Here is a 9,063-nt window from a genome sequence, read left to right as displayed (position 1 = left end):
ACGGGGGTTAGGAGTCTCGAGCGAATAGCATTTGGCAAGAGCAGCGCTTTTTGTCGAAAAATAATAATTGGCAGAAAGAAGAGAATTGCTGAAAAATAAAAAGAGCAACGCCCCCAGTATCCGGGGTAAAAGAGGCAAGGAAGAACAAGTCCGGTTTGCTAGGCGTGACACAAACCACCGTACGAGGGCACTGAATCCCTGCCCGAATGATGAACGCATCGTAGCTCTCCTGTGGTGATGCGCCTCTCGGGGGCGCTTTGTTATTATTTTTTTCCGCCTAATTGTTATTTTTTTTCATTCCTTTTATTTCTGAGTGCAACTGCAACTGGTGGCAATTTTTGCGCGTCGATCTCACCGCGATTTCAGATACCTGTCAAGTTCCCTTCAGAATAAAGCTTTATCAGCAAATGCTGAAATAGCAGCAAAACAATGGCTGGGGGGTAACTTTAAACAAACATGGTTTTGCTGATTAGAGCCTCATCATAAAAATCCTGGATTCGCTTTCTCTAGAATGACAATCAGCGCGCGTTCTTCTGCTCTTTCGGCAACCGAACCAGTCGCGTCCCCGACAGCCTGTCATGCCACGCCAGCTTGTCGCGATCGTAGAGCACCCACAGAAATCCCAGCCCGAGACAAAGCAATGAGAGCAGGGAATAAGTAAAACGTTTCAACGCAATTGTCCACGTAATCGGTCCGCCGTCGCCCCGCACCAGTTTGATGCGCCAGGTGCGCATGCCCAGGGTCTGTCCGCCGCGGACCCAGAAGCCGCCGTAGAACAGAAAACAGATGGTGAGCAAGTACAATTGGTAAAGCGTTTTGACAAACAGTCCGGGCTTGGCGCCGCCGGTCAGCCACACGTAGGGATAACTCAGCATCATTAATAGGGCGAGCAGCAGCAGGGTGTCGTAGGCCATGGCGCCGAGGCGGCGTAGCAGCCCGGGTGGAGGCAAGGGAGGTGGCGTGGCGGTGTCGGACATGTTCTTGGCGGCAGAAAAAATCTTTTGAACAGAAATTGCGCCGGGATGCAAGTGCGATTTGATTCAATTACCTGTGGCGTGTGAATCCGGCCAGTCGGCGCCTGGCAAAACGCCGGCGCATGTTTAAAAAATGTTCAATCTAACGGCGGTTCTGCGGTCAGGCTGCTTTCAGTCCTCCAACCGGCGATTACACACAAACTTATGCACACAATCTGTGAGTAGTTTTGTGGTTATCGTCAAAACCAGCCCGTTTATCCGGGTACAAAAAATCAGTAACGGCCATGTTCTGCAACTCTATACGAATGCACCCCGATAGGTTAATCTTGTAACCCACTGATAGACGAGGAAAGGCTTCCTACCTTGCGTAACTTCCCGCGGTTATCTCCTCACAAGGACTTTTTAAGTGCTGGCCAATAACCTGGCGTTGAATTTTGTCGAGCTGGGACACTACTGTGCCTATCTCGCTTTCATCGTGGCGCTGATCCAGGGGCTCGCGCCGATTGCGGCGCATTACCTGCGCCAGCCGCGGCTCGCCCAGCTCAGCGTGAACGCAAGCGTGGCGGTATTCGTGTTGACCTCGATCGGCGGCCTCAGCTTGGTGCATGCCTTTGTGACCAGCAATTTCTCTGTCCAGTATGTTGCCGCCACCTCGAATACGTTGTTGCCCATCTTCTATAAAGTAGCGGCCCTGTGGGGTGGTCACGAAGGTTCGCTGTATCTGTGGGTGTGGATACTTACCTTATATACGTTGGTTGTCGGCTGGCACGGGCGCAAGCATTACCCGGAACATCTGCCCATCATCCTCGCCGTTCAGGGATGGCTGATGGTCGGCTTCTTCGGTCTCATCCTGTTTTTGTCCAATCCGTTTACACGCATGTTTCCGGCGGTGGCGGAGGGGAACGATCTCAATCCCTTGTTGCAGGATCCGGGTATGGTGTTTCATCCACCCGGGCTGTACATGGGTTACGTCGGCTTCTCGGTGCCATTTGCCTTCGCCATGACCGCGCTCATTACGCGCTGGCGCAGCGAACTCTGGGTCGGACTGATCCGGCGCTGGGCGCTGATCGCGTGGGGGTTCCTTACCACCGGCGTGATCCTCGGCGGCTGGTGGGCTTATTATGAATTGGGTTGGGGCGGGTACTGGGCCTGGGACCCGGTGGAGAACGCTTCGTTCATGCCGTGGCTGCTCGGCACGGCGCTGGTGCATTCCATCACGGTGCAGGACCGCCGGCGCATGTTGCATGCGTGGAATATCTTTCTGGTGATCAGCACGTTTTCGCTGTCGCTGCTCGGCACCTTCCTCGTGCGTTCAGGCATTCTTTCCTCGGTGCACGCGTTTGCCGTGGACCCGGGACGCGGCGCCTACATTCTCGCTTTCATGACCATCGTGCTGACCGTGTCGTTCGGGATTTTCATGGCCAAGGGCCGTTTCCAGCAGGCGGAGGAAACCATCACCTCGTTGTTGTCACGCGAATCGCTGTTCGTCTGGAACAACGTGCTGTTCACGGTGGCTTGCGCCAGCGTGCTGCTGGGCACGCTCTATCCGCTGGCGCTGGACGCTTTCAGCGGACAGAAAATCACCGTTGGCGCGCCGTATTTCAATGCCGTCATGGTTCCGCTATTTCTCGTCATCATTCTGCTGATGGCCGTGGGACCCCTGGTCCCGTGGCGCAAGGTCAATCTCGAACGTTTGCGCAAGCGCCTGCTATGGCCGTTCATTGTTGGTGTGGCCGCGGCGGCTGCGGTGCTGATATTCCTGCCTCCGGTGCACTGGACCGGGCCGGCCGCGACGGGGCTGGCGTTGTTTGCCTTTTCCAACCTCGTGGCTGATTTTCTTCGAGCGGTACGGCAGCGCCGAGAGCAGATGAAAGAGGCTATTGGTCGCGCCTGCCTCAAGACGGTGCTCGGAAACCGGCGGCATTACGGTGGCATGATCGTGCACTTTGGTATTGTCATTATCGCTCTCGGATTGATCGGCTCGGGCCTGTTCCGTTCCGAGGAGATGGTATCCATGGGTCCGGGGGACGTGGTGGAAGTGGCCGGCGAGCGGCTGCGTTTTGACGGTATCGAAATGTTCCACCACGACAATTACGACGCGGTTCAGGGCCGTCTGACCTTGCTCAACAGCGGCCGCCTGTCGACGCCGGAGCGACGCCGCTATCCGCGCCAGGAAGCGCCGACGACCGAGACCAGCATCGATTCCACGATGTTGCGCGATGTGTACGTCGTGCTTGCGGAGTCGAACGAAAAGGACAAATGGGCAGTGCACATTTATGTCAATCCACTGGTGCGATTCATTTGGACCGGCGGCGCCATTATTCTGTCCGGTCTCTTCCTGTCTCTCAGCAGCCCTCGCCGGCGTGAAGTCAATGTCCTGGCCGGCGCCCCGGTGGTGAAATAATCCCTGATGCGGTTTCTGACTATTCTATTTCTCCTTGTGGCCATGCCGGTGTTCGCCACGCAGGTGACGGAAGATCCCCTGGAGCGGCAGGTGCTCGACATCGCCAAGGATCTGCGTTGCACCGTGTGTCAGAACCAGCCGGTGTCGGAATCCAATGCTGATCTGGCGCACGACATGCGCGCCATCATCCGCGAACAGCTCCAGGCCGGTAAATCGCGCGACGAGATCGTAAAATATTTTGTCGACCGTTATGGCGATTATGTATTGATGAAACCGCCCAAGCGCGGATCGGGTGCCATCGTGTGGGCCGGACCGCTGGCGCTGATCATCGTCGTGGGCGCGTCCGGCTTCGTTTTCCTGCGCCGCCGGCTGCGCCCCTCCATGCCGCCCACGCCGCCGCTGTCGAAGGAAGACGTCGAACGCGTGCGCAGTGCGCGTAAGCAAAGCAAGTCATGATCTGGTTCGCCGTTATCGCTGCGCTGATCGTGGTCGTTACGGTGTGGTACGTGGCGCGCCCGCTGGCGCGGCCGACCTTGCCGGACAGCATGGAGCATCGCGATCAATTGCAGCAGTTGCGCGAGCGACTGCTCGTGCAGCTGAACGAGCTCGATGTCGAAGAGGGCGACCGCAACATCGACGCCGACGTCGTGAGCGACGAGCGCCGCCGCCTCGAGGCCGAACTCGCCAGGACCCTGCGTGAACTCGAGACGCTGGGTGGCGGCAAGAAAAAGAGAAAAGCCAAAGCCGAGTCACGCCGTGCCTGGGTGATCGGGCTTGTGACGCTCGGGGTGTTGCTGCCGCTGTGTTCCGCCGGCCTTTATGCGCTGGGTCAGCGTCAGACACTGACGTATCTTTTCAATCCCCAAGCGTCGGCGACTGGCTCGATACCGCCCCAGGCGCTGGAGATGGTCGCGCGCCTGGAAAAGCGCCTGGAAGAGCAGCCGGACGATGCCGCCGGCTGGTTGCGGCTGGGCCGTGCCTACGGGGTGATGGGTCGTCAGGAGGCGGCGGAGGCCGCCTACGCGCGCGCCTACAAGCTCATGCCCGACGATCCGGAGGTGGTGGCCGAATATGCCTCATTCCTCTACAACACGGACCCGCAGAATACCGGCGGGCCGGTTTTTACTCTTTTCAGCAAGCTCCTGAAACTTGACCCGCAGAACCAGGATGCCATGTGGTTTCTCGGCTTGGCCGCTTTTCAAAAGGGCGATTACAAGCAGGCGCTCGGTTATTGGGAGCCGTTGCAGAAAGCCCTGCCGGCAGGCAGCAATGAGGCGGAGCATTTGAGCCGTATTGTCAGCAAGACCCGCGAAAAAATGGGAAAAAAGTAAAGCCCGCCGTAAGAAGGTTTGCCCTGGACGCGCGTTTGGCTTGACCGTCGGCGGCGGGTTAAACTACGAGCGTTCGCAAGATATCTGGGAACCCTGCAATAATAACTATGCGACTCCACGGCGCCCTGACAGCTTCGGTGTTCACCCTCGCGGTCCTGATGGCCGAATCGGCGTGGGCGGTGGTTTATACCTTTACGGACGCCAGCGGAATTACTCACTTCACCAACGTGCCCTCCGACCCACGCTACGCGGGAGTGGCGCGCGCGTCATTCAGGGCGTTGACTGACAAGTCCGTAAAAACTACTTCTGGGTATCACACTGCTTCGGATCGGTATGCGCCGCTGGTGAAGAAGGCGGCGCGCGAACACAGTCTCGATCAGGCGCTGTTGCAGGCGATGATCGCGGCGGAATCCGGATTCGACCCGTACGCCGTTTCGCCCAAGGGTGCCGTCGGTCTCATGCAGCTCATGCCCGAAACCGCCCGACGCTACGGGGTACACAATCTCTATGACCCGGCGGAGAATATCCAGGGTGGGGCGAAGTACGTGCGTGACCTGATGCGGAAATTCAACAACGACCTTTCGCTGACGCTGGCCGCCTATAATGCCGGAGAGGACGCCATCATCCAGTACGGCCACCGCATTCCTCCCTATCGCGAGACGCTGCAGTACGTCCCGCGTGTTTTGACCTTGTACCGGCAGTATCAGCGCAACGTCCGTTAGTCACGCTTCCCTCAGAAGTCCCAGCGATAGCCCAACGACCAATAGCGTCGACGGGTCGTGTCCTCGGTCAGTGTGCCTCTGCTGGTCGTGCTCTCCTCGCCAAATTCCGCCTCCAGCGTGATGTTCTGCTTCCACTTGTAACTCGGCCTCAACGTAGGCGAGAAGCGATCCGTGTCGGTATTGGTGCTCGAATCGTGCGAGGTGTACCAGTTCAGGGTGGTATCGAGAGCCCAGCTTGCACCCCAGAGCAGGCGGTTGGTCAATGAATATGAGTCGCCGGTGAGCGTCTCGCCGGCGATATGGCTGATGCTGATCACGTTGACATCGCGCTGCGTAAAGATACCGTTGCCGATGAGGTTTGCGGTGTAGGTATAGATGGTGCCCGTGTCCGGCTGGCCCGGCTGATTCACGGAACCCACTGTGCTCGAGGTGTGCGCCGACTGCGCGTCAAATCCTGCCTGCCACCGCGTGCTTAACGGTTGCGAAATTCCCAAGTTGTACAGATCGGTCGTGGACGTCAGATCGAGCGCCTGTTGTTTGAGCTGTTCATAGGTTTTGGTCTGGAGCTGTGATTTGATCGACGTGTCGGATTCGCCGATCAAGGCGTTGGTCAGCGACAATGACGGTGTTTTGCGCCGGTCGAACAAGGCGTGCACGGTCGTGCCGCTGGTGGCAGTCCAGTTGCCTTGTACCAGCGCGATATTCGAGGTCTTGAATTCCGTGTCATAGTCGAACAGTCCATACAGGGTGAATATCTGGCTGAAGTAGCGGAGTTCGCCTCCCACGGCATGTCGGTCCGTGACGTCGTCCACCTTTTGTTCCATCGTGTACAAGCTGCCGCCCCAATTTTCGGCAAAAGGACCAATATCCATGCCGGCACCGAGGAATTTCAGGTGAGAATCGTTTGAGATGTCGGTCGGTACACCACCCACGACATTGATCCGCCATTTGGGCGAGAAGTTATAGCCGGCGAGCAACCCCTCAAAACGCCCGAGCACTCCGCCGGAACCGCCGGGTTGGCGGCCGAGGCGCGCCGAATAGTCGAGCTTGCGGTCTTTGAGCTCGTAGTAAATGTCGCTGGGACGATTGGTGTCGTCCTGTCCCTCCAGGTAGTTTTTGGTGAAGGTGTCACGTATCACCAGACGGTTGACGTAATCCTCGCTCCGGTAACGGTGCGTGAAGTTGAGGCTGGTCACCAGCGAACTCTGGTCGGTCTGGGTCAGGCCGGGGAGGTTTACTGCATTGGCGGGCGGGGTCAGCGTCGTGGTGTCCAGCCTGCTGGCGCCATGATAGTAATACTGCGATAGATTTCCGACGATGGTGGATTGCGCCTCCATACGCGGTTTCACGGCCTTGAGTTCAGGGGGAGGTGTTGTCGTTGTCGATACCTCCAGCGCCGCGATTCGCTGCCGTACGCGGTCCGATCCTTCGCCAGTCGGGTAAAGACGCAGGTAAAGTTCATATTCCTTGCGTGCCGCCACGGTTTCTCCGGCGCGCTGGCGGGAGAGGCCGATCAATTCCTGTGCGTCCTGGGAATAGCGATTCGGCGGCAGCCGCAGCAATTGATCGAGCGTGGCAATGGCTACATTGTTATCCCCGCGCGCGAGTGCCGCACGGCTTTTGTCGAGCAATGCGAGGGCGTCACGATCGTAGGAGGTTGCGGGCCCTGCCGCGGCGCTCGGCGTGATTTCCGGAACAGCGGCGGGCAAGGTCGGGGTCGGCACCGGCACTTTTGCGACTGCGCTTGGTGGCACCTTTGGTACCGGTACCGCGACCGGTGGCAGCGCAGTGGGCGCGCTCAAGGCGGTTTGTATGGAATTGTTTTGTTCGCTCAACGAGACACGCACGACTCTCGTGCCTGGGTAAACTTCTTGCATCTGTTTGCGGGCAGCATAGACGTCTGACTCATTTTCGAAGAAGCCGAGTTTCAATTGATAGAGCGTTTTCTTCTTGTCGCGTGTGTGCGTGGTGTACAGACGGTATTTTTTCAGCGATGCTGGGAGCGGTGCGCGTACCGCTGGTGCGACCCGATCGCTTTCCTCGAGAAGAATGGCGAAGAGAGCTTTCGGTGAGTATACGCTTGCCCTGGCCGGAGACGCCGGCACAGGAGCGGGTGCGGGTGCGACCGAAGGTGCCGGCACAGGAATGGGCGAGGGTGGCACCGAGGGCGCCGGCTGGGGCTCAATCTTTTTGGCTGTCACTGTCGGTGCGGCCGGTTTCGGGACCGGTAAAGTGCGCTGGATAGTAAGAAATTCGTTGCTTGTGATCTCGGAGACTTGTGCCGCGGGATACTTGGTAACCGCACTCTCGCGAAACGCCATGGCATCGGCATAGTTTTTGAAAAAGCCCACGCGCACGAGATAGACGGTCTTATCAAATGCCTTGCTCTGAATTAGATAAACCGGACTGTCCGGGAAATCACGCTTGGCCTGTTTGTCCGAAATGGGCGTGAAGCTGCTGCGCAGTGTCACGACGAAATGCTTGTCGATTTTTACATCGGCATCGGTACCAGCGCTGTTTTTCTCATCGGATGCGGCGAGAACGGGCGTTGCCGACGAAAGATGCACAAGTAAAACGACAAACACGACAAGGGGAACAGCCCACATAGAGTTATTCTCAAACTGAAAGTAGTTGAATGAAACTGAATACTTTTACTTTTCCGGTTTATTTTTGGTGGCACCGTTAGGCTTGGTTTCTGCGGGCACGATGGGCAGGTATATGACCAGGCTGCGACGATCATCACCCATCCGGACTTCGTAATTGACTACACGGTCGAATTGCACCTTGAGCGATGAAGGCTCGCGTTGTAAATTATGAGACATGGGCGGCTCGTATGTGATAATGGTGCCGGGAATGACGGGCGTAGCGCGCACATTCCGGACCTCTTCCTGCAGAGTGACGTTTTGTGCTTGCAGGAAAGCGATATTAAAGAATATCTGCAGTAACTGTCCGCGTTCTTGCGGAGAATGGCGCAAGTAGTTCACCGGAAATGAAAAGCGAATACGAATCCGCGCCCAGTCTCCTTCCACCGAGGTGTCCACGTCATCCATGATCGTGTTGTCTTGCGCGCGGGCAATGTTGCCCGCGCCCAGTGTCAGCAACAGCAGGGACATCCCAAGAAATATTGTTTTCATATATCCATCCCCTTTGCTTGCCGATTGTTTCGCATGCGCGTCAGGTCAGTCCCAGTTATTGTAGGTGCTGCCCTTGGTACCCAAAGGCCGGTGGCAACCGGACTGGGAACAGTCCGTAACTCCGGTGCTCTTTTCATGGGTCAGCGACTTCTTCTCCATGCTTCCAAGATAGCTCGTTCCGCTGGCATGGCAACCTTTGCACCAGCCCGAACCATTACCCTGACTGTTGTTGTGATTCATCGTCTGAGTCGCAAAACTGGTCATGCTCTTGTGGCAGGAATCGCAGTTCATGCTTGAGCCGGCAACCAACTGAGATGCGTAGGGGATGTGATTGGTCGGCGCGGCCAAGCCCGATCCGCCCTGGTAGTGACAGGTAGAGCAAGTGCCCGGGCTCACGCCGGTGTGACTGAACGTCGCGCCGGTGAAGGTTGTGTAACTCTTGTGACAGGTGTCGCACGAGGCCGTGGTGGCGACATGACCGGACGGCTTGCCCAATGC

Annotated in this window: 8 protein-coding genes and 1 pseudogene; 4 read left to right on the top strand and 5 right to left on the bottom strand. The window is 57.4% G+C overall.

What is annotated here, in order from left to right:
* Positions 1–219: hypothetical protein (locus WB402_RS08280; RefSeq protein ID WP_424206789.1), on the bottom strand; the 219-nt coding region annotated here is incomplete at its 3' end.
* Between the two features lie 299 nt (positions 220–518).
* Complete coding sequence (locus WB402_RS08275; RefSeq protein WP_424206787.1) at positions 519–977, bottom strand: RDD family protein; 459 nt, start codon at positions 975–977, stop codon at positions 519–521.
* A gap of 403 nt (positions 978–1,380) precedes the next feature.
* On the opposite strand from WB402_RS08275, the gene WB402_RS08270 reads away from it, so the two are divergent.
* The 4 genes from WB402_RS08270 to WB402_RS08255 all read left to right on the top strand — a co-directional run bounded on the left by WB402_RS08270 (position 1,381) and on the right by WB402_RS08255 (position 5,431).
* Positions 1,381–3,378, top strand: a complete 1,998-nt coding sequence (locus WB402_RS08270) for a heme lyase CcmF/NrfE family subunit (RefSeq protein WP_424206785.1) — start codon at positions 1,381–1,383, stop codon at positions 3,376–3,378.
* A gap of 6 nt (positions 3,379–3,384) precedes the next feature.
* The gene (locus WB402_RS08265) at positions 3,385–3,834 is read left to right on the top strand and encodes a cytochrome c-type biogenesis protein (protein WP_424206783.1); all 450 of its coding nucleotides are present in this window, start codon (positions 3,385–3,387) and stop codon (positions 3,832–3,834) included.
* A complete protein-coding gene (locus WB402_RS08260) occupies positions 3,831–4,709 on the top strand; it encodes a tetratricopeptide repeat protein (protein WP_424206781.1) in 879 nt (292 codons plus the stop codon). The genes WB402_RS08265 and WB402_RS08260 overlap by 4 nt, the downstream gene beginning before the upstream one ends.
* A gap of 107 nt (positions 4,710–4,816) precedes the next feature.
* Positions 4,817–5,431, top strand: a complete 615-nt coding sequence (locus WB402_RS08255; RefSeq protein ID WP_424206779.1) for a transglycosylase SLT domain-containing protein — start codon at positions 4,817–4,819, stop codon at positions 5,429–5,431.
* Between the two features lie 11 nt (positions 5,432–5,442).
* Here WB402_RS08255 and WB402_RS08250 read toward each other — a convergent pair whose 3' ends face one another.
* From WB402_RS08250 to WB402_RS08240, 3 genes and pseudogenes are all read right to left on the bottom strand, one after another.
* Positions 5,443–8,037 (bottom strand): tetratricopeptide repeat protein, encoded by a 2,595-nt coding sequence (locus WB402_RS08250; protein WP_424206777.1) that lies wholly within the window; start codon positions 8,035–8,037, stop codon positions 5,443–5,445.
* A gap of 45 nt (positions 8,038–8,082) precedes the next feature.
* Entirely contained in the window at positions 8,083–8,565 is a 483-nt protein-coding gene (locus tag WB402_RS08245) for a hypothetical protein (protein WP_424206775.1), read from the bottom strand.
* Between the two features lie 45 nt (positions 8,566–8,610).
* Positions 8,611–9,063: pseudogene (locus WB402_RS08240) on the bottom strand (hypothetical protein); the annotation flags it as partial.

Origin of the sequence: Sulfuricaulis sp., from assembly GCF_049587675.1 — a bacterium.
Lineage (GTDB): Bacteria > Pseudomonadota > Gammaproteobacteria > Acidiferrobacterales > Sulfurifustaceae > Sulfuricaulis.
This window is presented reverse-complemented; position numbering and strand designations above follow the sequence as displayed.